We start from the raw sequence: 26,701 nt of genomic DNA on the forward strand, positions 1-26,701 counted from the left end.
GGGGGACAGGCGGGCCGGGAGTCACACCCTCGCGGCGGGGGCCTGCCGACGTCGTGTCACCGGTCCTGCGACAGCAGGTCGTCGAGACGGGCCCCCGCAGCCCACCGCCGCAGAGCGGAACCGTCGAGCAGACGGATCGTCCGCTCCCTGCGGGCCCAGCGGATGTCGCGCGCGGTGAAGACCCCCCGGTGCACGACCAGACGCAGAGGCGACACCTGGCTCCCGCGGTGCGCATGGGGATGCGGTGCGTCCTCGTCGGGCAGTGGCTCCGCCACCGGCCGGAAGGCCACGTCGATCCGGCGTCCGGCCGCGTCCCGGGCGCACAGGCGCGGCCGGTCCGGCGCCGGCACCAGGCGCACCCGCCACCCGTCCCGGCGCAGCATCCGCGCCACCGCCAGCGCGAGTTCCTGGGTGTCCAGTTCGATCAGCTCGTCCGGGGTGTAGTAGCCCAGGCGCCGCCGGGCGTCAGGACGCCCGTGCCGTACCGCTGCCGTGACGACCAGCGTCAGGAAAGCGACGCCCGCGACGGGGACGACGATCCCGGCGGCGCGGTACCCCGCGGCGAGCAGGCCGGCCACCGCGCACACGGCCGCCACGACACCGACGAAGGCGGGCAGCACGTCACGCAACCTGGGACCGTAGCGCCCCTCGGCCCGCAGCGCGCGCACCACGTGCCGGTTCCCCGGTCGGCGTGACGGGGAGGGGCCGGACGTCCACGACAGGCGTGCCACAGCCCCAGCCCTCCTCATGCCCCCGGACGCATCCGTCACTTCAACCGATACCCAGCCGACGGCCAAGTCCCGTGACAGCGGCGGGAATTCGGCCATGGGCACCCAGCGCACGGAAGCGTCAGGGGGCGCGCTGGACGGCGCCTTGGCGCTTTGCCTCCCCGGGCACGGATCACCGCACGGACGAGAACCCCTTGCGCCGGTCCGGCACCATCCCCCGAGAATGCTGCGCACGTCCTCTCTGCCGACCGGTTGCGCGTGCCCGATCACACGCGAGGCTGGATACATGGGCACCGGGGCACAGGGGAAGGAGCAGGACGGCCGGATGAACATGCCGCGGGCCGGCACGGCGCGGCGTCCGACCAGCGAGGAGAGGGCGACATGGCAGGGGTGGAGGACACGGGGACCGTCGGGAGACGACCACCGGCAGCATCCGCTGCCGAGCGCACCCGGGCGCTGGAGGCCATAGGGACCGCGGCCTACGTCGTGGACGAGGAAGGCCATGTCATCGCCGTGAACACCCACGCCGAACAGCTGCTGGCCCGGCCCGCCGCGGAGTTCCTCGGCCGGGACGCGCACGACCTGCTGCACCGCGACGCCCACGGCCACCTCCTGCCCCGGAGCCGGTGCAGCATGCGGCAGGCGTTCCACTCCGGGCGCACCGCCCAGGGCGACGAGGACCACTTCGAGTGCGGCGACGGCTCCCTGCTGCCGGTGTCGTGGCTGGTCACGCCGTACGACCTGGACGGCCGAGAGGTCGGCACGCTCGTGCTCGTGCACGCCCGGCGCCCGCCGGAGACCGACAGCCGGCCCCAGCCCGCCGCCGAGCCGATGCCGGAGCTCGAACGGCTCGCCCTGCTGGCCGAGACCACCACCCGCCTGACCTCCACGCTCGACGTCGAGGAGACGCTGCGGCGGCTGGTGGCCCTGGTCGTCCCCCGGCTGGCGGACTGGGCCGTCGTCGACCTGATCACCGAGCGCGACGAGGTGTGGCGGACCGCGGTCGTCCACGCCGAGGGCGAGAGCCTGGTGCGCCACGAGGACCTCCAGGGACCGATGCCGCCGGTGCCGGAGGAATCGCCGATGCCCCTGTCCAGGGCGCTGCGCGGGGTCGCCTCCACCCTGGCCGGCCCGCAGACCTACCGGCAGGAGCCGGACTCCGGGATCGCGGTGGAACAGCGCCGCCTGTTCGAGACCACCGGCATCCGCTCCGCCGCCATCGCCCCCATACGCAGCACCCGTGCCGTCCTGGGCGCGCTGACCCTGGGCCGGGCCAAGGACCCGGTGGACTTCACCACCGCCGACCTCCCGCTGATCGAGGACATCGCGCGCCGGGCCGGCCTCGCCTTGGACAACGCGCGTCTCTACCAGCGCCAGCGCAAGGTCGCCGAGACCATGCAGAACCACCTGCTGCCCCAGATGCCCAGGGTGCCCGGCCTGCAGATGACCGCCCGCTATCTGCCCGCCCCGGACGCCTCACAGGTCGGCGGCGACTGGTACGACGCCTTCACCCTCTCCGACGGCGCCACCGCGCTGGCGGTCGGGGACGTCGTGGGCCACGACCTGGAGGCCGCGGCCGGCATGGCGCAACTGCGCAACATGCTCCGCGCCTACGCCTGGTCCCACAGGGAACCGCCGAGCCGGATCGTCACCCGGCTCGACGAGGCGGTCATGCACATCACCGACGTCACCATGGCCACCATGATCTTCGCCAGGGTCGACGAGCGGGACGACGGCCACTGGGAGCTGAGCTGGACCAACGCCGGTCACCCGCCGCCCCTGCTGATCTCCCACGACGGCCTGGCCCACTACCTCACCGACGGCCACGGCATCCTCCTGGGCACCGGAGTGACCACCGCCCGTACCGACGCGACCACCCTGCTGCCGCCCGGCTCCACCCTGCTGCTGTACACCGACGGCCTGATCGAGGCGGCCGGCCGTCCCCTCGACGAGGGGTTGCAGCACCTGCGCCGGCACGCCGCCGCGCTGGCCCACCGCCCGCTGGCCTCCTTCACCGACCAGGTGCTGCGCCGGGTGCGGCACGCGCACAACGACGACGACGTCGCCCTGCTCGCCGTACGAACCCCCACCAGAAGGTGAACCGGCCGGCCACCGCGGGCAGGCACCCCGTGCCGCCCTCGCTGCCCATGACCGTGATAGACAACGCCCGTGGCCCACGGGCCATGTGCGCTCCCCACCCCCGCGACCATCCGACTACAGGACTTGGTGCCAGTGATTCTGAAGACCTTCCGCTGGGCGTTCGCCGTCACCGCGCTCGGCCTGGCCGCGGGAGTGCTCTACGACGGCTGGGCCGCGTTCGGCATCGTGGCGATCCTGGCCGTGCTGGAGATCTCCCTGTCCTTCGACAACGCGGTGGTCAACGCCGGAGTCCTGAAGAAGATGAACGCCTTCTGGCAGAAGATCTTCCTCACGGTCGGCGTCCTGATCGCCGTGTTCGGCATGCGGCTGGTCTTCCCGGTCGTCATCGTCGCGATCACCGCGAAGCTCAATCCGTACGATGCGGTCCACCTGGCCGTGACCGACAAGGACCGCTACCAGCAGCTCGTGACCGACGCGCATCCGGCGATCGCCGCGTTCGGTGGCATGTTCCTGCTGATGATCTTCCTGGACTTCATCTTCGAGGACCGGGACATCAAGTGGCTGGCCTGGCTGGAGCGGCCGCTGGCCAAGCTCGGCAAGGTCGACATGCTGTCGGTCTGCATCGCCCTGGTCGTCCTGCTGATCACCGCGTTCACCTTCGCCACCCACGCCCACCAGCACGGCGGCGCGCACGCTGACAAGGCGCAGACCGTGCTGATCTCGGGGATCGCGGGTCTGATCACCTACATGGTGGTCGGCGGCCTCTCCGGCTACTTCGAGGACCGGCTGGAGGACGAGGAGGAACGCGAGAAGGAGGCCGAACGCTCCGGCGGGACCGGTTCCGCGGTCCGACTGGCCGGCAAGGCGGCGTTCTTCATGTTCCTGTACCTGGAGGTCCTGGACGCCTCGTTCTCCTTCGACGGCGTGATCGGCGCGTTCGCCATCACCAACGACATCGTGCTGATGGCGCTCGGTCTGGGCATCGGCGCGATGTACGTCCGCTCGCTCACCGTGTATCTGGTCCGCCAGGGCACCCTCGACGACTACGTCTACCTGGAGCACGGCGCCCACTACGCGATCGGCGCCCTCGCCGTGATCCTCATGGTCACCATCCAGTACCAGATCAACGAGATCATCACCGGCCTGGTCGGCGTGATCCTGATCGGCTGGTCCTTCTGGTCCTCCGTACGCCGCAACAAGGCGCTGGCGGCGAGGGAGGACGCGACGGAGACGGACACGGTCCCGGTGCCGTAGCCCCGGCCGTCCGCGCCCGCCGTACGCATCTGCCATGCCCACGGCGAACCGGGGCATCCGACGGGGTATGAAGGCGATCCCGACACGGCGCCTCACGCGCCTGATGCTGGTCCTGGCGGCACTGCCCCTCGCCGGGGCGTGCAGCGACGATCACGACGGGGCGTCCGGCGGCCCGGGGGCCGCGGGAGCGCTCCGGGTCGCGGGCTCCGGCGACCAGGTGGTGATCGCCACCGACAACGGCCTGCGGCTGCGCCCGGCGGACGGCCGCGGCGTCACCGTCGACGACCGCGTCGACGCCCACTGGTCCCACCACGGGAAGGTGTGGACGCTCGACCTGTCGTGCCGGAACACGAGTGACGGCAGCTGTCCGCGGCTCCCGTACGTGGAGATCCCCGACGGCGTCCGCGTCACGGCCACCGCCCGCAACGCCGGCGTCGACGTGGCGGGCGTCGCCGCCGCCCTGGACGTCACCACCGTCAACGGCGACGTGACGGTGACCCGTTCCGGCCGTGAGGACGCCGACGTGCGGCTGTCCACCCGCAACGGCTCCGTGCGCGCGGTCAGCGTCGAGGCGCGGCGGGTGCACGCGGCGACCACCAACGGTGACGTGGGCGTCGGATGCGCCGCGGTCCCGTCCGGCGTCAGCGCCACGACCGTCAACGGCTCGGTCGACGTCACCGTGCCCCACGACAGCCCGCCCTACCGGGTCACCGCGGCCACCGACAACGGCCGCGCCACCGTCTCCGTCCCCGTACGCGAGGCCGACCGCACCCACACCATGACGCTGACCACGGTGAACGGCGACGTCGACGCCCGCCGGGACTGACTCCCACCGGGCGCGACGGCCGCCCAGGGTGCAAGATGACAGGACTGGTTTGAGCTCGATTCGCCAGGGCATTCGGCGGTTCAGGTGCTTGGGATCACAGGCCCACCGCGGAAGCGGCCGAACGCGGCTCTCCTGGTGCGTGCCGCACGGGCCTCTCCCGCAACAGTCCGAGTGACGTGGCGGACGCGACCGCCCGTACTCCCACTGCGCACATGGAGGAGCGAATCATGCTCATGGCCCACCCCGCCCTTCTCACCGACCTGCTCGAGCGCTACGAGGCGCTGCACGTCCTGCACGCCGAGGAGGGCAGCGAAGGAGCGCGTCAGCGCCTCGAGGACGTGTCCTACACGCTGTGCATCGCCACGGGCACCCGCGACATCGAGTCGGCCCTGGCCGCGGCCCGCCGTCAGCTGTCCGGCTCCCACGCCCGTCCCACCAAGGACGACTCGCTGGTGGCGGGCGCGTGACGTGAGTGGTGCCAGCCGATCGGGTACTCGGGTGCTCCGCCGAACACCGGCCGGAGGCTGCCCGCTGTGCCAGGGGCCGCCCCCAGCCGTGAACCCGAGAACCTAAGGAGCCCTCGATCATGACGGACGTGTCCGGTACCGGCCCCGCTCCGGCGGACGACCGCAAGGTGCTCACCAACCGCCAGGGCCACCCGGTCCACGACAACCAGAACCAGCGCACCGTCGGCGCCCGCGGGCCCGCGACCCTGGAGAACTACCAGTTCCTGGAGAAGATCAGCCACTTCGACCGGGAACGCATCCCCGAGCGCGTCGTGCACGCGCGCGGCGTGACCGCCTACGGGTACTTCGAGTCCTACGGCGCCTGGGGCGACGAGCCGATCAGCAGGTACACCCGGGCCAAGCTGTTCCAGGAGCGCGGCAAGCGCACCGACCTGGCGGTCCGCTTCTCCACCGTCATCGGCGGGCGCGACTCCTCCGAGGCCGCCCGCGACCCCCGTGGTTTCGCCGTGAAGTTCTACACCGAGGACGGCAACTGGGACCTGGTGGGCAACAACCTGGGCGTCTTCTTCATCCGGGACGCGATCAAGTTCCCGGACGTCATCCACGCCCTCAAGCCCGACCCGGTCACCTTCGAGCAGCAGCCGCGCCGCATCTTCGACTTCATGTCGCAGACGCCGGAGTCGATGCACATGCTGGTCAACCTGTTCAGCCCGCGCGGCATCCCCGCGGACTACCGCCATATGCAGGGCTTCGGCGTCAACACCTACAAGTGGGTCAACGCCGAGGGCGAGACCAAGCTGGTCAAGTACCACTGGATGCCCAAGCAGGGCGTCCGCTCGATGACCGAGGAGGACGCCGCCAACGTGCAGGCCGACTCGCTCGGCCACGCCACCAAGGACCTGTACGAGGCGGTCGCCCGCGGCGACTACCCGGAGTGGGAGCTCCTGGTCCAGATGATGGACGACCACGAGCACCCCGAGCTGGACTTCGACCCGCTGGACGACACCAAGACCTGGCCGGAGCAGGAGTTCCCGCCGAAGCCGGTGGGCCGGATGGTGCTGGACCGGATGCCGGAGAACTTCTTCGCGGAGAACGAGCAGATCTCCTTCGGCACCGGGGTCCTCGTCGACGGACTGGACTTCTCCGACGACAAGATGCTGGTCGGCCGGACCTTCTCGTACAGCGACACCCAGCGCTACCGGGTCGGCCCGAACTACCTCCAGCTCCCCGTGAACCAGGCGAAGAACGCCGAGGTGCGCACGAACCAGCGCGACGGCCAGATGACGTACCACGTGGACGGCGGCGGCGAGAACCCGATCGTCAACTACGAGCCGTCCATCACCGGCGGTCTGCGCGAGGGGGAGCACCCGACGCACGACGAACAGGGCCCGGAGATCCACGGCCGGCTCACCCGCAAGCGCATCCCCCGCACCAACGACTACCTCCAGGCGGGCCAGCGGTACCTCCTCCTGGAGGACTGGGAGCGCGACGACCTCGTGAAGAACCTCACCGGCCTGCTCGCCCAGTGCGACCGGCCCGTGCAGGAGCGCATGGTGTGGCACTTCCTGCTGGTCGAGAACGACCTCGGACTGAGGGTGGGCGACGGCCTCGGCATCAGCCCCGAGGACGTGGCCGGTCTCGAACCGCTGGCGAGCCAGGACCTCACCGACGAGGACCGCAAGCGGCTGTCCAACCTCGGCAAGAACCCGCCGCGTGACGTCGAGGGCCTGACCATGACCCACTGCGTGCCGGACGAGCGGCACGTCGTGACCCGCTGAACAACGAGAGGGACCAGGACGGCACCGGCGGCGAGAGCACCGGCATGAGATCGTTGGGCCACCGATCCGTGAGAGGCGACCCGAACGATGACAGAGGTGGAGCCGTACGGCTCCGGCACCGCGGCGCGGACGCTGGCCCGGCTGGCGCTGCTCTGCCTGGCGGGAGTGGTCGCGGCCGTGCTGGCCGCGGGGCAGTGGCTGCCCCTGCTGCTGGGCCTCGTGGGCCTCGCCCTGGCCGGCGCGGGCCTCTGGTGGGCGCTCGCCCACCGGGGCCTGGCCCGTCTGTGCGGGGCCCTGCTGGCGGTGGCCTCGCCCGTCGCCGTCCTGGTCCTGTTCGCGGTGTCCGGCCTGTGGCCGTTCGCCGCGTCCGCGCTCGGCCTGTGGGTGGCGGCTTTGGCCTGCGCCCGCAGCGCGCTGCGCAGGCTGCGCGCTCCGCGTGGCACGCACTCCCGTCCGGTCCGGCCGCCGCGCCGACCGGTCCTGATCATGAACCCGCGGTCGGGCGGCGGCAAGGTCGGCGAGCACGCACTGGTCGAGCGGGCCGAGGCGTTGGGCGCCCGGGTCGTCCTCCTCGACGTGGACGGCGACCCCGACCCGGCCGAGCTGGCCCGCCAGGCCCTCGCCGAGGGCGCGGACCTGCTCGGCGTGGCCGGCGGGGACGGCACGCAGGCCCTGGTGGCCGGGGTGGCCGCGGAACACGACGTGCCCTTCATGGTGCTCGCCGCCGGGACCCGCAACCACTTCGCGATGGACCTGGGCCTGGACCGCGACGATCCGGCCGGCGGTCTCGAAGCCCTCACGCACGGTGTGGAGATCCGGGTCGACCTGGGCGACGTGGCGGGCCGGCCCTTCGTGAACACGGTCTCGTTCGGCACCTACGCGGAGATCGTGCAGAGCCCCGAGTACCGCGACGCCAAAGCGTCCACCACACTCGACCTGCTGCCGGACCTGCTGGTCGGCGGGGCCGGAGCGCACCTGACCGCCACGGCGGACGGCCGGCTGCTCGACGCCCCGCACGCACTGCTGGTGAGCAACAACCCCTACGCGCAGGCCGGCCCGATGGGCGTCGGACGAAGGTCCCGCCTCGACGGGGGCCGGCTCGGTGTGATCAGCGTGCGGATCGAGGGCGCGGCCCAGGCCGCCGAACTGGCCCTGCTGGGGGAGCGGGCCCGCGGGATCACCTCGTCGACCTCGCGCCGGGTGACCGTCGAGGCCGACACGGAGACGATCCCGGTGGCCGTCGACGGGGAAGCACTGCTGCTGCCCCAGCCGGTCGTGTGCACCGTACGCCCCAAGGCCCTGCGGGTGCGGGTACCGAGAGACCGTCCCGGTGCGCCGTACACTGCCCCGTCCGTCGACTGGCGCCGTGTCGTGCGCCTCGCCCTCGACCGGACTCCCTTCCCGGCCGTCAAGAACCAGGAGCAGAGCGATGCTTGACCGACCGCAGCGCGAACAGCGCACCTCCAAGGAGCTGTTGAGGGACCTCGCCGCCCTCGACCAGGCGCTGTACGAGGCCGTCACGGTCACCCGGACACCGGCCCTGGACCACGCCCTGCGGCGGCTGTCGGCGGCGGCGGACCACTCCAAGATCTCGTTCACGATCGCCGGACTGCTCGCCCTGTGGCCCGGCCGGCCGCGGCGTGCCGCCGCCCTCGGCGTCGCGGCCGTCGGTGTCGCCTCCGCGAGCGCGAACATGCTCGGCAAGCGCCTGGTGCGCCGGCCGCGTCCGCACCGGGCCGTGGACTCGCCGTTCCCGGGACGGCATGTGCCGATGCCCGAGTCCGCGTCCTTCCCCTCCGGGCACACGGCGTCCGCGGTCGCCTTCGCGGCGGCGGTCGGACCCGCGCTCCCCGTCGCCACGGTGCCGCTCGGCCTGCTGGCCTGCGCGGTGGGTTACTCGCGGATCCACACGGGCGTGCACTACCCGGGCGACGTGATCGCCGGTGCCGTCCTGGGAACCGGCGCGGCGGCCGCGGTCCTCGCGGCCGCCGGAGTGCAGGGGAACGGTCTGCGTCCCGCACGCTGGTCCGGCTGAACGGGCGCCACGGGACGGCTGCTCAGTCCGACTGCCGGGAGCCGTCCTCGGCGGGCGCGGAGCCTTCGTCCGCGTCGGGCGTGGTGTAGAAGACCGAGGTCCCCTGCTTGGTGCGCTGGGCCTGGTTGCGTGCCACGAGTCCCTCGAGCGTGGTGCGCACGACGGTCGGCTTGATCGTGCGGTCCGGGTGCAGGCGGCCGAGCGCGGTGGAGACCTCGGCCGCCGAGCGGGGCTCCTTCTGCTCAGCCAGGTGCTCGCGGACCAGTTCGACGAGGGTGGGACCCGAGCGGGCGGGCGACGCCTTCGCGGCCGCTTTCTTCGCCGTCCGCTCCCGGGCCGGTGCCGCGGCCTTCCGGGTGCCGGGCCGCTTGTCCCGGCCGGTGCTCCTCTTGCGGGGAGCCGGCACTGCCGCGTCGGGCGGTGCGGGCGAGGAGACGGCCGGCGGCGGAGTGCCGAGCACCTGCTGGATGTTCAGCAGGACGGTGTGATCGTGCCGCAGGGCGGCCAACTGCCCCTGGAGCGCCTCGATCTCGCCGCTGAGGCGCTCCTGTTCCTTGAGGTTGCGTTCGAGGTCACCGGCCACCTGGGTGCTGTACTGGGAGGTCAACTCGGTGGTGTCGGGAGCGGATTCGGACATGGGCTCGCACCTCTTCCTGGGCGGGGCGTGCCGTGTCGCCTGCTTCCGGATGTGCGGTGGCAGCTTCTGCCGCACGCCTATGTCGTAGTGATACTACGCACGACACCTGTCTTGTTCTGCCCTTGTGCCGCACGCGCGGTCCTGTCCGTACGGTCCGTGCGCGGGCGCGGGTTCGCGCTGCGGACCGCTCCGGCCGACACCGTGGACCTGAACCGGGAGGCTCTCCCGGTAGGTCGGCCGTCATGCCGAACTCCCCCCGCTTGATCGCTGAAGGTCCGCCACCCCTCGACTCAGCGGCCGGTGGACCGCGTTGCTCGGGGGACACAGGTCGGCATGACACACACTGACGACCCCACGGCGGGCAGGACGGCGAGGCAGCTGCGCCGCATTCGGTCCTTCTGCGCGGCCGGCGTCGTCCTGTGGACGGCGTCGTCGGCCTGGACGATGCGGGACTCTCCCGACGGCCGGCCCATGTGGACGTCCGTGCTGCTCCTGGCCGTCTTCACGGGACTGTCGGCCATGGCCTCCCGGTGGCTGCGCCGCCTGGAGCCCACCGGTGCGGCCCGGCCCGCCCACCACGCGGCGTTCTCCGGGAGGGCGCAGCGCCACGCTGTGTCCAAGTCCTGATCACCCCGTTCGTTTGCCGCACGTGCAGGGGGAGACCCGGCTGCCCATGAGCGCGCGACGACGTCATCCACGTACACGGGAGAACCGGGTCCTGCGGCTGCTCGCCCGTCTGGAGCGACAGCAGCGGCAGGACCCGGTGATCGACTCACTCCGGGCGGGGATCCAGTCCCTGCCCCTGGGCCGCGGCCGGGACGTGCTGCACGGCAAGTGGCTGGGCCATCCTGTCCACCCGCTGATGGTGCAGGTGCCGATCGGCAGCTGGCTGTCCGCCGCGGTCCTGGACCTGCGCAAGGGCCGGCCCCGCGACGCCGGCCTGCTGGTGGGTGTCGGCCTCGCCGCGGCCGTCCCCGCCGCGCTGACGGGCGCCGTGGACTGGGCGGAACTGCAGCGCCCGCAGATGCGGGTCGGACTGGTGCACGCGGTGTCCAACACGGTGGCCGTCGGTCTGTACACGGCTTCCCTCGCCTGCCGGCTCACCGGCCGTGCCCGGGCGGGCCGGACCCTCGGCTTCCTGGGGCTCACGGCGGTGGGAACGGGCGGCATGCTGGGCGGCCACCTGGCCTACCGGCAGGCCGCCGGCGTCAACCACGCCGAGGCCGTACCGCATGTGGTCTCCGACCGCTGGCACCGGATCGGACCCCTGGACGACTTCCCGGCCGGGGTCCCGGTGCGGCGCGCCGTGGACGACGTGCCGGTCGTCGTGGTACGCGAGAGCGACGGGGCGATCCACGCGCTGGCCGACCGGTGCAGCCACCTGGCCGGGCCGCTGTCCGAGGGGACGGTGGAGGACGGATGCGTGCGGTGCCCCTGGCACGGCAGCGTCTTCCGGCTCTCGGACGGCCTGAACGTCTGCGGCCCCGCCACCGCCCCCCAGCCGGCCTTCGACACCCGCGTCACCGACGGACAGCTCGACGTGCGACTGGTCCGGCACGACGGGGAAGACGGCCAGAAGGAACGAGCCGGGTCCCGCCGGGATCCGGACAGGTACCAGAACGCAGCAGGACGGGGACCCGCCCATGGCCACACCCACTGACCACCGCATCGGACGCCGGGCGCAGGCGTTCCTGCGCCGCACCGGACGCGACTACGCGGGCACCGGCGACCGGCCGCTGCGCGGCTACCTCGCGGCCATGGCGGCGTTCGGCGCGTACACGGCGAGCTGGGCCACGGCCGTACGGCTGCGCGGGCGCCCTCTGCCCGAACGGCCCGAGCCGTGGGACGTGCTCCTGACCTCCGTGGCCACGTTCCGGCTCAGCCGGCTGCTCAGCAAGGCGTCGGTCACCAGCCCGCTGCGCGCCCCCTTCACGACGTACGTCGGTCCGCAGGGCCCCGCCGAACTGCACGAGGAGGCGCGGGACGAGACCGGCAAGGAGACCGTGGGCGAGCTGGTGACCTGCCCGTTCTGCATGAGCGTCTGGGTGGCTTCGACCCTGACCGCCGGCCGGCTCCTGTGGCCCCGCGCGACCCGCACCGCGATGGGCGCGCTGACGGCGCTGGCCGGGGCGGACGCCCTGCAGCTCGCCTACAGCGCGCTGGTCGACAAGACCACCGACCACTGACCAGTAAACCCGCTCATCTGTGAATCACCTACTTCAAACGCGCAAAACCGCGCTTATCCGTCGATCTCGTGGGCACTTGGGGGACATCCCCGACAGGGGCGGCACCGACGGCAACACCTCGAGGAGCGACTGTGGCCATGCGTATCGGAGTGGAGGAGGAGTTCCACATCCTGGAACTGGAGAGCGGGCTGCTCGTGCCGCGCGCCGACGCGGTCCTGAGCCGGCTTTCCCGGCGCACCTTCACCACGGAACTGCACCAGTCCACCGTGGAGTCGAACAGCGGGGTGCACGCCTCCCTGACCGGCCTGTACACCGACCTCGTCAGAACCAGACAGCGGCTCGACGCGGCCGCCTCCTCCCTGGGGCTGGCGGTCGCGGCCGCGGGCACCGCACCCCTCGCCCCGGCCGCCTCCGGACACCCCACCGGCGGCGCACGCTATCGCCACATGGTCGAGGAGTACCGCCAGGTGGCCGACGAGCAGCTCATCTGCGGCGCCCAGGTCCACGTGGACATACCCGACCGCGACACCGCCGTGGAGGTGATGTGCGCGGTCTCGCCCTGGCTGCCCGTGCTGCTGGCGCTGTCCGCCAGCTCGCCGTTCTGGCAGGGGGCCGACACCGGCTACGCCAGCTGGCGCACCCTGCTCTGGCAGCGCTGGCCGACCGCGGGCCCCGTCGGCTGCTTCACCGACGCGGCCGCCTACGACGCAGCGGTCGACGACCTGGTCCGGGCCGGGGTCATCAGCGACCCGGGCATGATCTACTACGACGTCCGCCCCTCCGCGCACCAGAAGACGCTGGAACTCCGCATCTGCGACGCCTGCCCGCGCGCGGAGACCGTCGTGCTCGTCGCCGGCCTCTTCCGGGCCCTGGTGACCGACGCGCTCGAACTGCGCGCCACCGGTGCGGCGATGTGCGACGGCCGCCACGAATGGCTGCGCGGCGCCTCCTGGCGGGCCGCCCGCTCCGGCCTGGAGGGCGCCCTGGTCGATCCCCGGACCCACCGGGAAGCTCCCGCCGCCGACGTCGTACGCGGGCTGCTCGCCCGGCTGCGACCCGCGCTCGAGGCCCACGGCGACTGGGAGACCGTCAGGGACCTGGCCGAGGCGGCCATCGCGGACGGCAGCGCCGCCGAGCGCATCCGCCGCAAGGCGCGCGAAGAGGACCTGCTGGCCTGCACCGACCTGCTGATCGCGGAGACCCGCGGCGAGCGCCGGCACCGCAGGCCGGCCCCCGTCGCCCGCAGGAAGGTCCCGCGCTTCACCGCGGGCGCGGCCGGTTCCGGGGCACCAGAGGTCCTGGGGAGCTGACCCCGTTCGGCGGCCCGCGCTGCCGCTGCCTTTCACCCCACAACCGCAAGGAGTGATTCCGTCATGTCCAGCAATTCCGCCCGGGTCGCGACCGGCAGGCGCGACCCGGGTCACCCCTCCCGGCTCCCGGCCGACGGCACTCGGGAAGGGGGCGGCGCGTCATGTGCGGTCTGAGCGGCGAGATCCGCTTCGACGGCGACCGGCCCGACCTCGCGGCCGTCGAGCGCATGACCGACCGGCTCGCCGCCCGCGGACCCGACGGCCAGGGCATCTGGAGCCGGGGCGCGGTGGCGCTGGGACACCGGCGCCTGAAGATCATCGACCTGTCGGACCTCGGCGCCCAGCCGATGACCGACGCCGACGACGAGATCACCGGCGTCTTCAACGGCTGCGTCTACAACTACCAGGAGCTGCGCGAGGAACTCGGACGCCTCGGGCACCGCTTCCGGTCGACGTCCGACACCGAGGTCGTGCTCCACGCCTACCGGGAGTGGGGAACCGCGTGCGTGGAGCGGTTCCACGGCATGTTCGCCTTCGCCCTCGTGGAGCACCGCACCGGCCGTGTCGTGCTGGGCCGCGACCGGCTGGGAATCAAGCCGTTGTATCTGGCGCCGGCGCCGGGCCGGCTGCGGTTCGCCTCCTCGCTGCCCGCCCTGCTGGCCGCCGGGGACGTGGACACCTCCCTCGATCCCGTGGCCGTCCACCAGTACCTGAGCTGGCACGCCACGGTCGCCCCGCCGCACACCGTCCTCAACGGCGTGCGCAAACTGCCGCCGGCCACCGTACGGGTCGTCGAACCGGACGGCAGCCACCGCGACCACCGTTACTGGCAGCCGTCCTACACCCGGCGGGCCGAGTTCGCGGAGATGGGCCCCGACGAGTGGCGGGACGCGGTGCTGGAGGCACTGCGCACGGCCGTACGCCGCCGGATGGTCTCCGACGTCCCGGTCGGCGTCCTGCTCTCCGGCGGGCTCGACTCCAGCCTGATCGTCGCGCTGCTCGCCGAGGAGGGCCAGCGCGGCCTGAAGACGTTCAGCGTGGGCTTCGAGGCCGAGGGCGGCGAACAGGGCGACGAGTTCCGCTACTCGGACCTGGTCGCCCGGGAGTTCGGCACGGACCACCGCCGGATGATGGTGCCCTCGCAGCGGGTCTCGACCGCCCTGGACGACGCCGTCGCCGCGATGAGCGAACCGATGATCAGCCACGACGTGGTCGCCTTCCACCTGCTGTCCGAGCAGGTCGCCAAGGAGGTGAAGGTCGTGCAGAGCGGGCAGGGCGCCGACGAGGTGTTCGCCGGGTACCACTGGTACCCCGAGCTCGCCGCGGTCGCCCGCGAGGACGAGCCCCGGCAGTACGCCGAGACGTACTTCGACCGCCCCCACGCCGACCTGGCGGGCATCCTCCAGCCGCACATGCTGCCCCGGGACGACGTCTCGGGCCGCTTCGTCAGGGAGCACATGGCACGTCCCGGCGCCCAGACCGCCCTGGACGCGGCCCTGCGCCTGGACACGCACGTCATGCTCGTTGACGACCCGGTGAAGCGGGTCGACAACATGACCATGGCCTGGGGACTGGAGGCCCGCGTGCCCTTCCTCGACCACGAACTGGTGGAGCTCGCCGCGGCCTGTCCCCCGGAGCTCAAGCTCGCCGACGACGGCAAGGGCGTGCTGAAGGAGGTCGGCCGCAAGCTCCTGCCGCGGGAGGTCGTCGACCGGCCCAAGGGCTACTTCCCGGTCCCCGCCATCCGGCACATGGCCGGTCCCGTCCTGGACCGGGTGCGCGAGGCGCTATCGGCGCCCGAGGCGAAGAAACGGGGCATCTTCCAGGAGTCGTACGTGGCCGAACTCCTGGCGGCGCCCGACGAGCACCGGACCAAACGCGGCGCCAACGCCCTGTGGCAGGTCGCCCTTCTGGAGATATGGCTGCAGACGCACGGAATCGCGTGATCGGCGAGCACGGCACCCGGGGCGCGCACCCGGCGCCCGCATCGGGGCGGGGGCCGGCCCGCACCGTGGCCCCCGCCCCGATGCCGCTGCCCGAGGCGGAGGGCCCCCGGGACGCCGTGACCCGGCTGCACGCGCACGGCTGCTGGTACCCCTCCGCCGATCCCGACGGCACCCGGGCGGCCTTCATCTGCGACCGGGGCGGCGTCCCCCAGCTCTGGGCCGGCCCCGTGGACGGGGAGCACGTCCGGCTGCTCGACGCCTCCCCGGACCCGGTGAAGGAGGTGTCCTGGTCGCCCGACGGCCGCTGGATCGCGTACACCACCGCACCGGGCGGCGGCGAGCACACCCGGGTGCTGTGCGTACGGCCCGACGGCACCGGCCGCCGCCTGCTGGCCGGTGCCGACCCGGACACGTCCGCCTACCTCGGCTGCTGGGCCCACGACGGCTCGGCCGTCGCCGTCACCCTCGCCGCCCCGGCCGCGGGAGACGGCCACTGGACGGCCCGGGACGGCCGGGCCACCCTCCTCGGCACCACCGAGTACGCCGTGGGGCCGGACGGGACACCGGCGACCCGGGCGGGCGGCGGCCTGTCCGCCTACCTGATCGACCCCGACGGCCTGGCCTCGCCGGTGCTGCTCGCCACGGAACCGGACGCCCCCACCCTCCGGGTGTGCGACCTCAGTCACGACGGCCGGTTCGCCCTGCTGCGCCGGGGTCCCCGCGGTCGGCGGGAGGCGTTCGTCCGGCGCCTGTCCGACGCCACGACCACCTTCGCCCTTCGGGTCGCCGACGGTGACCACTGGATCGGCCGGTTCTCGCCCGACGGGCGGACGCTGTGGCTGCGCAGCGACGCCGACCGGGAGTACGCGGCCCTGTTCGCCGTCGCTCTCGACGCCGACGGCACCCCGCGCGGCCGGACCGTCGTGGCCGAACGCGAGGACAGCGACCTCGAACTGCTGGCGATGGCGCACGACGGCCGCACGGCCGTCCTGGCGTGGAACACGCGCGGCGCCAGCGAACTCGACGTCGTCGAGACCTCCCCGGCGCCCGGCGCCCCGGACCTCGCCGGACCCGCACGTCCGGTGCCGCTGCCCCACGAGGTCGTCACGCGGGTCGCCGCCGCCGGGGCGGGACGGCTGCTGCTGGCACTGTCCGGCTCACAACGCCGCCCCGGCGTGTGGTGGGCCCACGAAGGCGTGTCCCTGCTGCGCACCCCCTGGTCCTCCCGGGACGAGGACGCCGTACCGCCGGGCCGCCCGCCCGTGCGCCCTGTCCTCACCCGCCTGACCGCCCGGGACGGCCTGCCCCTCAGCGGCTGGTACTACCGCGCCCCGGGCCGCGCCCCGAACGAGCCGGCGCCCTGCGTGATCCACCTGCACGGCGGCCCCGAGGACCAGGAACGCCCGGTGTTCGACCCGCTCTACCACGAGCTGCTCGGGCGCGGACTGGACGTCTTCGCCCCCGACGTCCGCGGCTCCGGCGGACACGGCCGCACCTTCGTCGACGCCGACCTGGGCACCGGCCGCTTCGCCGCCCTGGACGACGTCGCGGACTGCGCGGCCCACGCGGTCACGGCGGGCCCCGCGGACCCGACCCGGCTCGCGGTGATGGGGCACTCGTACGGCGGCTACCTCACCTTCGCCTCCCTCGTGTGGCACCCGGACCTCTTCCGCACCGGTGTCGCCGTCTGCGGCATGTCCGACCTCCTGACCTTCTTCGCCGGGACCGAGCCGTGGATAGCGGAGTCGGCGGCGCACAAGTACGGCCACCCGGAGCGCGACCGCGACCTGCTGCGCGCCCTGTCGCCGATGAGCCGGATCGACGCGCTGCGGGCCCCGCTGCTCGCCGTGCACGGAGAGCACGACACCAACGTGCCACCGGGGGAGTCGGAACAGTTCGTGCGGGCCGCACGGGAACGCGGGGTCCCCGCGGAACTCCTCGTCCTGCGCGACGAGGGGCACTGGTTCCTGCGCTCCGACAACCGGCGCCTGTTCCGCCGGGCCGCCGCCGACTGGATGGAGCGGCACCTGCACCCCTCCTGACCAGGGCTGACCGGCTCCGGCGTTTCGGCAGGCGTCTGCGGTCTACACGGAGTGCAGACCGAGCGGACCGTACGGCTTCGAGATCTGGAACGGGGCGGAACGGACTTGGGAGGAACCATGGACCACTCGCGGGCACCCGTGCTGGAGGCGCTGGAGGAGTTCCGGCGCCGCGGAGACACGGTCTTCGGACCGCCCGGCCACAAGCAGGGCCGGGGGGTCGACCCGCGGGTGGCCGAGATCGTCGGACTCGACGTGTTCCGCTCGGATGTTCTCTCCCTCAACGGACTGGACGACCGCCGTCAGTCCCAGGGCGTGCTCAGCGACGCGCAGGAACTGATGGCGGACGCCGTCGGCGCCGAGCACGCGTTCTTCTCCACCTGCGGCAGCTCCCTGTCGATCAAGACGGCCATGCTCGCCGTGGCCGGCCCGGGGGAGAAGCTGCTGCTCTCGCGCAACGCGCACAAGTCCGTGATCTCGGGCGTCGTCGTCAACGGCGTCGAACCGATCTGGGTCCACCCCAAGTTCGACCGCGAACGGCACCTCGCGCATCCGCCGGAGCCCGACGACGTGCGCCGCAGCCTCCAGGAGCACCCGGACGCCAAGGGCATGCTGCTGATCACCCCCACGGACTGGGGAACCTGCGCCGACATCCGGGGCGTGGCGCGGGTCTGCCACGAGTTCGGCGTGCCCCTCATCGTCGACGAGGCGTGGGGCGCCCACCTGCCCTTCCACCCCGGGCTGCCGGCCTGGGGCATGGACGCCGAGGCCGACCTCGTGGTCACCAGCGTCCACAAGATGGGCGGGGCGATCGAGCAGAGCTCCGTCTTCCACCTCCAGTACGACCGGGTCTCGCCCGAGGCGCTCAAGCAGCGGGAGGACCTGCTCGGCACCACCAGCGCCTCGTCCCTGGTCTACATGACCCTGGACGGCTGGCGCCGGCAGATGGTCGAGCAGGGCCACGACCTCCTGGACGCCGCGCTGCACCGGGCGGAACGGATCCGCCTGGCGGCCGGGGACCTGCCCGGACTGCGGCCGATGGGGCAGGAGGTCGTGGACGAAGGACTCGCCGCGGCCTTCGACCCGCTGAAGATCGTGATCGACGTGCGCGAGCTCGGGATCAGCGGCATGCAGGCCGCCGAGTGGATGCGCGCCGAGCTTCACGTGGACGTCGGCGGCTCGGACACCTGCCGGATCAGCGCGTCGATCACCCACGCGGACGACGACGAGACCGAGAAGACGCTGCTGGACGCCCTGCGTGCGCTCACCGAGCGGGCCGACTCCATCGAGCGCAGGCCGCCGGTCCGCCTGCCCGAGCCCTCGGCCCTGGAACTGGAGCAGGCCATGCTGCCCCGTGACGCCTTCTTCGCCGAGGTCGAGCACGTCCCCGCCGAACGGGCCGCGGGCCGCATCGCCGCGGAGATGATCAGCCCGTACCCTCCCGGCGTGCCGGCGATCGCTCCGGGCGAGGTCATCACCGACGAGGTTCTCGACTACCTGCGCAGCGGGGTCGAGCACGGCGTCCTGATCCCGGACGCCGCCGACCCCTCGGTCAAGACGCTGCGGGTGGTGGCGCGGCGCTGAGGAGTCCCTTGCCGGTGATCGCGGCCAGGGACAGCGTCCGGTATCCCATCGACTCGAACATCACGGTGATGCGGTCGCCCTCCTCGCTCATCACCGTGCCCTCCCCCCACTCGGTGTGCCGCACCCGCGTACCCGCCGGATAGGACTCGGCGGCCGTGTGCGCGGGGGACTCCTCGCCCGTGTCCCCGACCCCCTCGACGACGCTGTCCCCGGCCGAGGGGGTCGCGCACGTGTCGCAGGCCCCGCACGGGGCGTCGTACGGCTCCCCGAAGTAGCCGAGCAGGAAGCGGCGCCGGCAGCCCGTGGTCTCGGCGTAGCCCAGCATCATGGCCAGCCTCGACTCCTCCAGTCTTCTGTTCGACAGGGCCTCCTCCGTCGCCCGGGCGGTGGCCTCCCCGGCCGTCGTCCCGGCCACCGGGCCCACCCTTCCGTCGTCCTCGATGCGCACCGCTCCCGCCTGTTCCAGGAGGTTGACGGCCGCCGTCACCCGTCTGCGCGAGAGCCCCGTCTCCTTCGCGAGGTCGTCCCGCGCGAGGGGGGCGTCGCTTCCGTGGACGCGCTCCGCGACCGCGCCGAGGGTGTCCTCGTCCGGCGCCCGCGTGGCGAAGAGCCGCTGGAGGCCGCTGTCCTGCGGCCGGTAGTGCAGGACGGCGACCGCGGGCCCGCCGTCGCGGCCCGCGCGGCCGATCTCCTGGTAATAGGCGTCGAGCGAGCCCGGCACGGACGCGTGCAGCACGAACCGCACGTCCTCCTTGTCGATGCCCATGCCGAAGGCTGAGGTGGCCACGACGACGTCGGTCTCGCCTGCCAGGAAGGCGTCGTGCGCCCGTGAACGCTCACCGGCCGTCAGGCCGGCGTGGTAGGCGGTGGCGGACAGGCCCAGCGCGGCCAGGTCGGCCGCGTACTCCTCGGCGTCCCGGCGGGTCGCGGTGTAGACGATGCCCGGCTTGGGCTCCGCCGCGGCGCGCTCCACCACCACCCGGCGCTTGTCGGCGTCGTCCTGGAAGCGGCGCACCTCCAGCGCGATGTTCGGCCGGTCGAAACCGGCTACGACCAGTTCCGGTTCCGCCATGCCGAGGCGCTCGACGATCTCCTCGCGCACCGGCGGCGCCGCCGTGGCCGTCAGAGCGAGGACGGGGGGCCTCCCCACCCGCTGGGCCGCCTGGGCCAGTCGCAGGTAGTCGGGGCGGAAGTCGTGGCCCCAGGCGGCGACGCACTGGGCCTCGTCGACGACGAACAGCGAGGGCGCGGCCTGCGCCAGTCGCTCGACCACCTCGTCCTTGGCGAGCTGCTCGGGGGACAGGAACAGGAACTCCGCGTCCCCGTGCCGGACCGCGTCCCAGGCGGCCTCCGTCTCCCCGGCCGCCTGGGCGGAGTTGACCGCGACGGCGTCCGGGGCGCCGGCGTGCCCGAGCAGGCCGGCGATCTGGTCCCGCTGGAGGGCGATGAGCGGGGAGACCACCACCGTGGGCCCCGGCAGCAGCAGCCCCGGCACCTGGTACACCGCCGACTTCCCGGCCCCCGTGGGCATGACGGCCAGGGTGTCGCGGCCCCGCATGACCGCTTCCATCGCGGCGAGCTGGCCCGGCCGCAGCTCGCTCCAGCCGAACACCTCGTCGGCGGCCTGTGCCAGGCGCTCGGCGGCGCCGGGACTCCTCCGGTCGGACATGTGGTCTCCCCTCACGGCCGCGGGTCGGTGCGCTGCCACTTCGGACGCGCGTCGCTCCCACGGCGTCCCGCCACCGAGGCACAGCGCGGGCACAGGCGCCGCACCCGGTCGGCCGCGCCCCCGGACTCGGGGAACGTGTCCGTCCAGGTGACGTGCGGGAACCGGATCAGCCGGGACCGGCTGAGGGACAGCCCGCAGACCGTCTGGTTGGTGCCCGGCACCCAGGCGTGGACCTCCCCGGCGGGCAGCCGGCGGCGGCCCTCCTCCTCGTCGGTCCACTGGCCGGACGCGGCGACGGTGTACTCCTTGACTCGCGGCATGACCTCTCCCCGCTCGTTCGGAGCAACCGCGTTCCCCGTATGCGCGGACACAAGCCCCGGCGCGGACCCCGCCTCAGGCCACGCGGATTCCCACGATGCAGGTGTCGTCGTCCGTGTCGGACCTGCTGTGCGTGAGCAGCCGGTCCAGCTGCTGGTCGAGCGTCGGCGGGACCGCGCGCGCGACCGTCAGGAACTGCGCCAGGGACTCCTCCACGGACCGGTCCCGGCGTTCGATCAGCCCGTCCGTGTACATCAGCAGCGTGTCGTCGACGGCGAGCTGGACCTCGTGCTCCTCGTACGTCGCCTCCGGTACGGCGCCCAGCAGCAGACCGGTGACCAGGGGCAGCGGTGCCGCCTCCGAGCCGCGCACCAGGACCGGCGGCAGATGCCCGGCCCGTGCCCAGCGCAGCGTGTTGTTCTCGGGGTCGTACAGTCCGCACACCGCGGTGGCGGTGACGGCGCCGGTCAGATGGTGGGCCACCATGTTGAGCCAGGACAGGAGCTGGCCGGGCCCGGCACCGGTCACGGCGAGCCCGCGCAGCGCGTTGCGCAGCACCACCATGCTGGTGGCCGCCTCTATGCCGTGGCCCGCGACGTCGCCCACGCACAGCAGTACCAGCCGGGACGGCAGCACGACCGCGTCGTACCAGTCGCCGCCGACCAGGTGCTGGGTCTCGGCGGGCCGGTAGCGCACCGCCACGTCCAGCCCCGGAACCTCCAGCGGAGCCTGGGTCGGGGGCATGATGGCGTGCTGCAACTGGAGGGTCAGCCGGTTGCGCTCGCTGGCCTGCTGCTCGGAGTGGGCGAGCTGGTCCCGGGTGGCGGCGAGGGCGACCTCGGTCCAGTGGTGCGCGGAGATGTCCTGGTAGGCACCGCGCAGCAGGTAGAGCTGGCCGGCGGAGTCGAGGACCGGTTCCGCCACGACCCGGATGTGCCGGGTGACCCCGTCGGGGCGCTGGAGGCGGAACGCGGCGGACGCGTGGCGGCGCTGGTGCAGCAGGGTGCGCAGGAACCGGCCGATGGCGACGGCGTCGTCGGGGTGGGCGTGGGCGGGCAGGTCCTCCAGCGGCACGGGGGAGTCGGACACGGGCCTGCCGTACAGGTGGTAGAGCTGGCCGTTCCAGGTGATCTCGCCGGTCAGCAGGTTCTCCTCGAAACCGCCGATGCGGCCGAGACGCTGGGCGTGCTGGAGCAGGCTCGCCAGCCGGGCGGTCTCGTCCTCGATGCGCCAGATCAGCAGGACGCTGTCGCCGTGCCGGCTGACGTTGATGTCGGCGACCGCGGCGAGCTGGACGTCGTCGACGAGTGCGGTGAGCCGCATGCGGTGGGTGCGGAAGGGCTCGCCGGTGGCGTAGACGCGCTCGATCCGGTCGAACAGCTCGCTGTGCCCCGCGGCCATCGGGTACGCCTCCAGCAGCAGCGCACCGTTCACGGCGCCCCGTGGCCGCCCCGCGGGATCGAGGAAGCGGCTGTTGACGTGATGGATGCGGAAGTCGACCAGGTGCCCGTCGGGGCCCAGGTGGGGCACCAGCACGAGGGCGGGGTCGTGCAGCCCGTCGGCCAGGTCCATCAGCTCGGAGACGTCCGGCAGGACGCGCGGGCCGGTGACGCCGTCGGGGTGCCGGAGCGTGTACGTCTCCAAGGTGTGCGCGCACAGCTCGGCCAGGGCCTCGATCTGCCGGACGATGGCCGGCGGAGGCGACTCCAGCGGCGCGGGCCAGGCGATCTCCAGTACGCCGTGGATGCGCCCGCCGGTGCCGGCCGGTACGGCGATCCGGCCGCCGTCGGGGTGGTGGTGCTGGCCGATGGACGGCAGGCCGGTATCGGACAGGCTGCGGATCCATTCCCCGTCGCGTTCGGTGAGCCCGCGGCGCGCCACGGTCGTCACACCCGGCGGCACATGGCGCCAGCGCCCGGCCTCGGCCGAGGAGAACCCGGCGCTGCCCGCCAGTGCGAGGGATCCGTCGGACCCCAGGGCCCAGATGGCCACGGCCTCCGCGCCCAGCGGCGTGAGCGCGTGCTCCAGCAGGGAGTCGGCGACCGCCTGGGTGTCGTCGGCGGCCAGCGCACCGCTCTCCGCGGCACGCAGGCGTACCGCGGAGGAGCGCCCGTCGGGCGGATCGGTGGCGGCGGTGGCGGCCAGGAAGGCACTGGTCACCTCCGAGAGCCGGTCGCGCGAGGCCTGGTTGATCACCTCGACGGCGAACTCCAGCGGTGTCACACCCGCCTGTGCCGTCAGCTCGGCGAGCTGACGGGAGGCCTGCGCCGGCCCGCAGCCCAGCCGCTCGACCAGGATGCCCTTCGCCAGTTCGATCAGGGCGCGCCCGTCCGCCTCGGCCTGAGCGGCCCGCACCTCCCTGCGCAGCCGCTCCACGGTCGCCGCCAGCCTGCCGACGGGGGAGGCCTGCCCGTCACCGTCACCACCCTCGACGGCGGGCTCGTGGCCCACGGGGGCGGTCTGGGGCTCGGACGGCTGGCGGAGATCACTCACGGGGGGCCTGTTCCTGGGCTGGGGACGTCACGCGGTCGGCTGGGGGGCGCTGCGCGTGCTCACTCCGGCAGCCACCTCCGGACGCGGGCGATCAGGTCGCTGGTGTCGACGGGCTTGGTGACGTAGTCGTTGGCACCCGACGCGAGGCTCTTCTCCTGGTCGCCCGGCATGGCCTTCGCGGTGACCGCGATGATCGGCAGCTCCGCGTACTGCGGCATCGAGCGGATCTCCGCGGTGGCGGCGTAACCGTCCATCTCCGGCATCATCACGTCCATGAGGACCACCGAGATGTCCGGGTGGGCCAGCAGCATCTCGATGCCCTTGCGGCCGTTGTCCGCGTGCAGGACGTGGAAGCCGTGCAGCTCCAGCACTCCGCTGAGCGCGAAGAGGTTGCGGGCGTCGTCGTCGACCACGAGGACCGTCCGGCCGACGAAGGAGTCGTCCACCACCTGCGCCATGGGCCGCTGCGGCTCCTCGGGACGCACCAGCGACAGCACGTCGCCCGGCTGCTCGGCCGACAGGTGCAGGGTGATGCGCTCGCGCAGGTCGTCCAGGCTGGACAGGAAGTCCAGCGGCCGGTCGCCCGCCAGGGCCCGCAGCCCCTGCTCCTGGCCGAGGTCCACGCGGTGCCCGGTGTGGATCAGCACCGGCACGCTGGCCAGCGCCGAGTCACCGCCCATGGCCTCCAGGAAGTCGGCGCCCTCGTCGTGCGGCATGCCGAGTTCGAGGACCACGCAGTGGCAGGGGTCGGCCGCCAGCATGCTCGCGGCCTCCTGCGCCCCGACGGCCGTGATGATGTCGATCGCCCCGTGCGGGTCGTCGGAGTCGGCGAGGTCCGCGACGGCCCGCTCGGCGACCAGCGTGAGCAGGCCGCGCGGGCGTTCCTCGATGACCAGCAGCCGGCGCCTGCGCTGGCCCGGTGCGGGCGCGGCCGGGGGAAGCATCCGAGGCTCCTCGGCCTCCAGGGCGTCGGCGGTGTCCTGCGGCTGCTCCGCCGGACGTCCGCCGCTCTCCATCAGTTCCTCGAAGTCGGCGCGCGCCACGGGCAGGTACAGCGTGAACGTGCTGCCCTGACCGGGAGTGCTGTCCACCGTGACCGCGCCGCCCAGCAGATGGGCGATCTCCCGGGTGATGGACAGACCCAGGCCGGTGCCGCCGTACTTGCGGCTGGTCGTCCCGTCGGCCTGCTGGAACGCCCCGAAGATGGTCTCCAGTTGCTGCTGCGGAATGCCGATGCCGGTGTCCTTGACCCGGAACGCCACGACCGGACCGCCGCGGTGCACGCCCGGCGGCACCTCACGGTCGGCGGCGGGCTCGATCCGCAGCTCCACACTGCCCTGCTCGGTGAACTTCACCGCGTTCGACAGCAGGTTGCGCAGGATCTGCCGCAGCCGGGAGTCGTCGGTGAGCAGGTCGGCCGGGGTACCGGGCGCGGTGGCGACCGTGAAGTCCAGGCTCTTCTGCGTGGTCATCGGGCGGAACGTGGCCTCGACGTACTCCAGGAGCTGGCGCAGCGGGACCCGCTCGGGTGCCACGTCCATCTTGCCCGCCTCGACCTTGGACAGGTCGAGGATGTCGTTGATGAGCTGGAGCAGGTCCGAGCCCGCCGAGTGGATGATGCCCGCGTACTCGACCTGCTTGGGGGTGAGGTTGCGGGAGGGGTTCTGCGCCAGCAACTGGGCCAGGATCAGCAGGCTGTTGAGCGGTGTGCGCAGCTCGTGGCTCATGTTGGCCAGGAACTCCGACTTGTACTTGGAGGCCAGCGACAACTGCTGCGCGCGGGTCTCCAGTTCCTGCCGGGCCTGCTCGATCTGGAGGTTCTTCGCCTCGATGTCGCGGTTCTGCGAGGCCAGCAGGGAGGCCTTCTCCTCCAGTTCGGCGTTGGAGCGCTGGAGTTCGTCCTGCTGGACCTGCAACTCCTCGGAGCGGGCCTGGAGTTCGGCGGTCAGCCGCTGGGACTCGTCCAGCAGCTCGTCGGTGCGGACGTTGGCCACGATGGTGTTGAGGTTGACGCCGATGGTCGGCATGAGCTGCGCCAGGAAGTCCTGGTGGATCTTCCTGAAGCGGCTGACGGAGGCCAGCTCGATCACACCGAGGACCTGCTCCTCGACCACGATCGGCAGCACCACCAGAGCCGTGGGTGCGGCATGTCCGAGACCGGACGAGATGGTGACGTACCCCTCGGGCAGCTCCTCGACCGTGACGGTACGGCGGTTGCGCGCGGCCTGTCCGACCAGCGAGCGTCCGACCGGGATGCGGGTGGGCCGCTCGGCGTCGTCGGGATAGCCGTACGAGCCCACCAGCCGCAGTTCGTGCCCGCGCTCGGTGTCCTCGGCCAGGTAGAAGGCGCCGTACTGGGCGGAGACCAGGGGGGTCAGCTCGTCCATGATGAGCTCGGCGACCACGGGCAGGTCCCGGTGGCCCTGCATCAGGCCGGAGATCCGGGCCAGGTTGGTCTTGAGCCAGTCCTGCTCCTGGTTGGCCCGGGTGGTCTCGCGCAGGGACTCCACCATGGAGTTGATGTTGTCCTTGAGCTCGGCGACCTCGCCGGAGGCCTCCACGTTGATCGACCGGGTCAGGTCGCCCTCGGCCACCGCGCTCGCGACCTCGGCGATCGCGCGGACCTGCCGGGTGAGGTTCCCCGCCAGTTCGTTGACGTTCTCCGTGAGCCGCTTCCACGTGCCCTCGACGCCCTCGACCTCGGCCTGACCGCCGAGCCGTCCCTCGCTGCCGACCTCGCGGGCCACGCGGGTGACCTCGGCGGCGAACGACGAGAGCTGGTCGACCATCGTGTTGATGGTCGTCTTCAGCTCCAGGATCTCGCCCCGGGCGTCGACGTCGATCTTCTTCGACAGGTCGCCGTTGGCCACCGCGGTCGTCACCAGGGCGATGTTGCGTACCTGCCCGGTGAGGTTGTTGGCCATGGAGTTGACGTTGTCGGTGAGGTCCTTCCAGGTGCCGGCCACGTTGGGCACGTGGGCCTGGCCGCCGAGGCGTCCCTCGGTGCCGACCTCGCGGGCCACGCGGGTGACCTCGTCGGCGAACGCGGACAGGGTGTCGACCATGGTGTTGATGACGTCCGCCAGCGCGGCGACCTCACCCTTGGCCTCCACGGTGATCTTCTGCGAGAGGTCACCGCGCGCCACGGCGGTCGCGACCTGGGCGATCGAGCGGACCTGCCCGGTCAGGTTGGAGGCCATCACGTTGACGTTGTCGGTGAGGTCCTTCCACGTCCCCGACACGCCCCTGACGATCGCCTGTCCGCCGAGGTTGCCCTCGGTGCCGACCTCGCGGGCGACGCGGGTGACCTCGTCGGCGAAGGCGGAGAGCT

The 26,701-nt window shown here is 72.8% G+C and carries 20 protein-coding genes; 14 read left to right on the forward strand and 6 right to left on the reverse strand.

Features of this window, described 5'->3' with window-relative positions; all coding sequences use genetic code 11:
* Window positions 1-56: 56 nt before the first annotated feature.
* A complete protein-coding gene (locus ACIQJT_RS25960; RefSeq protein ID WP_402647270.1) occupies window positions 57-731 on the reverse strand; it encodes a hypothetical protein in 675 nt (224 codons plus the stop codon).
* Between the two features lie 378 nt (window positions 732-1,109).
* Between ACIQJT_RS25960 and ACIQJT_RS25965 the strand changes: the two genes are divergently transcribed.
* From ACIQJT_RS25965 to ACIQJT_RS25995, 7 genes are all read left to right on the forward strand, one after another.
* Window positions 1,110-2,828, forward strand: coding sequence for a SpoIIE family protein phosphatase (locus ACIQJT_RS25965; protein WP_365460742.1), 1,719 nt, complete (start codon window positions 1,110-1,112; stop codon window positions 2,826-2,828).
* 132 nt (window positions 2,829-2,960) lie between these two features.
* Entirely contained in the window at window positions 2,961-4,082 is a 1,122-nt protein-coding gene (locus tag ACIQJT_RS25970; RefSeq protein ID WP_365460744.1) for a DUF475 domain-containing protein, read from the forward strand.
* A gap of 67 nt (window positions 4,083-4,149) precedes the next feature.
* Window positions 4,150-4,908, forward strand: coding sequence for a DUF4097 family beta strand repeat-containing protein (locus tag ACIQJT_RS25975; RefSeq protein ID WP_402647710.1), 759 nt, complete (start codon window positions 4,150-4,152; stop codon window positions 4,906-4,908).
* A 227-nt stretch (window positions 4,909-5,135) separates the two neighbouring features.
* Window positions 5,136-5,375: a DUF5133 domain-containing protein gene (locus ACIQJT_RS25980; RefSeq protein ID WP_053850162.1), complete on the forward strand. Its 240-nt coding sequence runs from the start codon at window positions 5,136-5,138 to the stop codon at window positions 5,373-5,375.
* Window positions 5,376-5,494: 119 nt separating this feature from the next.
* A complete protein-coding gene (locus ACIQJT_RS25985; protein WP_365460746.1) occupies window positions 5,495-7,153 on the forward strand; it encodes a catalase in 1,659 nt (552 codons plus the stop codon).
* Between the two features lie 87 nt (window positions 7,154-7,240).
* Window positions 7,241-8,590: a diacylglycerol kinase family protein gene (locus ACIQJT_RS25990; RefSeq protein ID WP_365460748.1), complete on the forward strand. Its 1,350-nt coding sequence runs from the start codon at window positions 7,241-7,243 to the stop codon at window positions 8,588-8,590.
* Window positions 8,583-9,188, forward strand: a complete 606-nt coding sequence (locus ACIQJT_RS25995) for a phosphatase PAP2 family protein (RefSeq protein ID WP_402647276.1) — start codon at window positions 8,583-8,585, stop codon at window positions 9,186-9,188. Before ACIQJT_RS25990 ends, ACIQJT_RS25995 begins: the two co-directional genes overlap by 8 nt.
* Before the next feature lie 22 nt (window positions 9,189-9,210).
* Here ACIQJT_RS25995 and ACIQJT_RS26000 read toward each other — a convergent pair whose 3' ends face one another.
* On the reverse strand, window positions 9,211-9,825 hold the full coding sequence (locus ACIQJT_RS26000; RefSeq protein WP_402647279.1) for a hypothetical protein: 615 nt from the start codon (window positions 9,823-9,825) through the stop codon (window positions 9,211-9,213).
* Between the two features lie 333 nt (window positions 9,826-10,158).
* Between ACIQJT_RS26000 and ACIQJT_RS26005 the strand changes: the two genes are divergently transcribed.
* The 7 genes from ACIQJT_RS26005 (at window position 10,159) to ACIQJT_RS26035 (ending at window position 18,890) form a co-directional block, all read left to right on the forward strand.
* The gene (locus tag ACIQJT_RS26005; RefSeq protein WP_402647281.1) at window positions 10,159-10,452 is read left to right on the forward strand and encodes a hypothetical protein; all 294 of its coding nucleotides are present in this window, start codon (window positions 10,159-10,161) and stop codon (window positions 10,450-10,452) included.
* Window positions 10,453-10,498: 46 nt separating this feature from the next.
* Window positions 10,499-11,485, forward strand: coding sequence for a Rieske 2Fe-2S domain-containing protein (locus ACIQJT_RS26010; RefSeq protein ID WP_365460756.1), 987 nt, complete (start codon window positions 10,499-10,501; stop codon window positions 11,483-11,485).
* Window positions 11,469-12,011 carry a DUF1360 domain-containing protein gene (locus ACIQJT_RS26015; protein ID WP_365460758.1) on the forward strand — a complete coding sequence of 181 codons (543 nt, stop codon included), beginning with the start codon at window positions 11,469-11,471 and terminating at the stop codon, window positions 12,009-12,011. The genes ACIQJT_RS26010 and ACIQJT_RS26015 overlap by 17 nt, the downstream gene beginning before the upstream one ends.
* 137 nt (window positions 12,012-12,148) lie before the next feature.
* Complete coding sequence (locus ACIQJT_RS26020; protein ID WP_365460760.1) at window positions 12,149-13,321, forward strand: glutamate--cysteine ligase; 1,173 nt, start codon at window positions 12,149-12,151, stop codon at window positions 13,319-13,321.
* Between the two features lie 161 nt (window positions 13,322-13,482).
* Window positions 13,483-15,267, forward strand: a complete 1,785-nt coding sequence (locus tag ACIQJT_RS26025) for an N-acetylglutaminylglutamine amidotransferase (protein WP_402647286.1) — start codon at window positions 13,483-13,485, stop codon at window positions 15,265-15,267.
* The gene (locus ACIQJT_RS26030; protein ID WP_402647289.1) at window positions 15,240-17,309 is read left to right on the forward strand and encodes a S9 family peptidase; all 2,070 of its coding nucleotides are present in this window, start codon (window positions 15,240-15,242) and stop codon (window positions 17,307-17,309) included. The genes ACIQJT_RS26025 and ACIQJT_RS26030 overlap by 28 nt, the downstream gene beginning before the upstream one ends.
* A gap of 117 nt (window positions 17,310-17,426) precedes the next feature.
* Window positions 17,427-18,890, forward strand: coding sequence for an aminotransferase class I/II-fold pyridoxal phosphate-dependent enzyme (locus ACIQJT_RS26035; RefSeq protein WP_402647292.1), 1,464 nt, complete (start codon window positions 17,427-17,429; stop codon window positions 18,888-18,890).
* Here ACIQJT_RS26035 and ACIQJT_RS26040 read toward each other — a convergent pair.
* From ACIQJT_RS26040 to ACIQJT_RS26055, 4 genes are all read right to left on the reverse strand, one after another.
* Window positions 18,859-20,559, reverse strand: coding sequence for a RecQ family ATP-dependent DNA helicase (locus tag ACIQJT_RS26040; protein ID WP_402647294.1), 1,701 nt, complete (start codon window positions 20,557-20,559; stop codon window positions 18,859-18,861). The two genes, ACIQJT_RS26035 and ACIQJT_RS26040, sit on opposite strands and share 32 nt — an antisense overlap.
* An 11-nt stretch (window positions 20,560-20,570) precedes the next feature.
* Window positions 20,571-20,879, reverse strand: a complete 309-nt coding sequence (locus tag ACIQJT_RS26045) for a hypothetical protein (protein WP_365460770.1) — start codon at window positions 20,877-20,879, stop codon at window positions 20,571-20,573.
* Between the two features lie 73 nt (window positions 20,880-20,952).
* On the reverse strand, window positions 20,953-23,370 hold the full coding sequence (locus ACIQJT_RS26050; RefSeq protein WP_402647297.1) for a SpoIIE family protein phosphatase: 2,418 nt from the start codon (window positions 23,368-23,370) through the stop codon (window positions 20,953-20,955).
* Window positions 23,371-23,429: 59 nt separating this feature from the next.
* Window positions 23,430-26,701, reverse strand: a 3,272-nt coding sequence (locus ACIQJT_RS26055; RefSeq protein WP_402647300.1) for a HAMP domain-containing protein, incomplete at its 5' end; no start/stop codon positions are given.

The sequence above is a fragment of the Streptomyces sp. NPDC091972 genome (assembly GCF_044756385.1).
Classification (GTDB): Bacteria; Actinomycetota; Actinomycetes; order Streptomycetales; family Streptomycetaceae; genus Streptomyces.